The organism is Synechococcus sp. R6-10, assembly GCF_047461815.1.
Classification (GTDB): domain Bacteria; phylum Cyanobacteriota; class Cyanobacteriia; order Thermostichales; family Thermostichaceae; genus Thermostichus.
The window spans coordinates 1-1,075 of record NZ_JANSHW010000664.1; the positions used below are offsets into that span (position 1 = coordinate 1).

1 protein-coding gene is annotated in these 1,075 nt (G+C 54.8%); it reads right to left on the reverse strand.

The features are described from left to right. Positions 1-91: 91 nt before the first annotated feature. Entirely contained in the window at positions 92-853 is a 762-nt protein-coding gene (locus NW837_RS15160; RefSeq protein ID WP_414332456.1) for a ChaB family protein, read from the reverse strand. Positions 854-1,075 lie beyond the last annotated feature (222 nt).

The window sequence follows — 1,075 nt, forward strand, 5'->3', positions numbered from 1 at the left end:
GCTAAAAAATTGGAGCAGACCCAGAACACGTACAGGCAGAGCGGCGAGATGGCGCTTTACTGTGCTCTCGCTACTTCGGAAACTTTTTGGGCTAGGGCTTGCGTTTGGAGAAGATCCCTTTCTCATCTCGTGTGAAAATTTGCTTGACCTTTTCCCAAGCTTTGAGGAGTGCATGGGTGGAGTTATTGCTCTCTTGTTTGGCTTGGTTGTAGGCTTCCACAAAGGTTTGCTGCGCTTCTTCCGAGAGGTCAGCGCGGATTTCCGGCGAGATGCTCTCTGGGGTTAAGTCTCCCTCTGGCTCACCGGGCAAGTTCAAGTCGGCAATGGAAACTTCCTCTCCGCCAGCACTCTGCAGCAGCCAGTAAATTTCGCCCGACTTCTCTTCCGGTACTTGCACCACCAACAAGAACTCGCCCGCCTGTACCCGGGTTTGGTAGATGGCGGCTTTCTCCTGCGGCATACCCAAGGCAATCAGGGCGGATCCCAGGCCCGCTCCCAGTGCTCCGTACAAAGCGCCGCCCGTTGCCCCCAACAAAGCGGCTCCCAGAGGCCCAGCGGCCACCACTGCCCCCAAAAAGGGAATGAACAGCACCCCCACGCCAGTGAGCAGCCCCAGCAGGGATCCGAACAGGGATCCATAGATGGCCCCATTGGTCAGACCGTCCAGAACCACCTCTTTGCGGGTGATAAACCCGGTAATTTTGGCTTCGGTTTGAAAGTTGCGGCCAATAATGGAGATGCAATCGTTGGGAATGCCACGGTTCAAAAGCCGCTGGATACACTCTTGCAGCTTGCCCTCTTCTTTGAAGGCGGCGGAAACACACTTTTTGGGAGCTTGGGCAAAAGCGCTCATACGCAATCTCCTGCTGAGTTTTACAGTGCCAAGGCAGGTTTTTTAACCTTTTCCCTGCTACTACTCTCGTCTTACTACTCTCGTCTATTGTCTCCCCTCTTCAGCAAAGGATCCAGTCGAAGAATCGCGAACCCCCTGGAGAAATCTCCGTAGTAAACTACCCGACTCCGACCGCTAAAGCGGTACGGAGCGGGCTTTCAGTAGCCCTGAGCCTGCTCTGCT

Bases quoted from the DNA above. Each gene is read 5' to 3' on its own strand.
- NW837_RS15160 (WP_414332456.1), bottom strand. From the start codon at position 853: ATGAGCGCTTTTGCCCAAGCTCCCAAAAAGTGTGTTTCCGCCGCCTTC.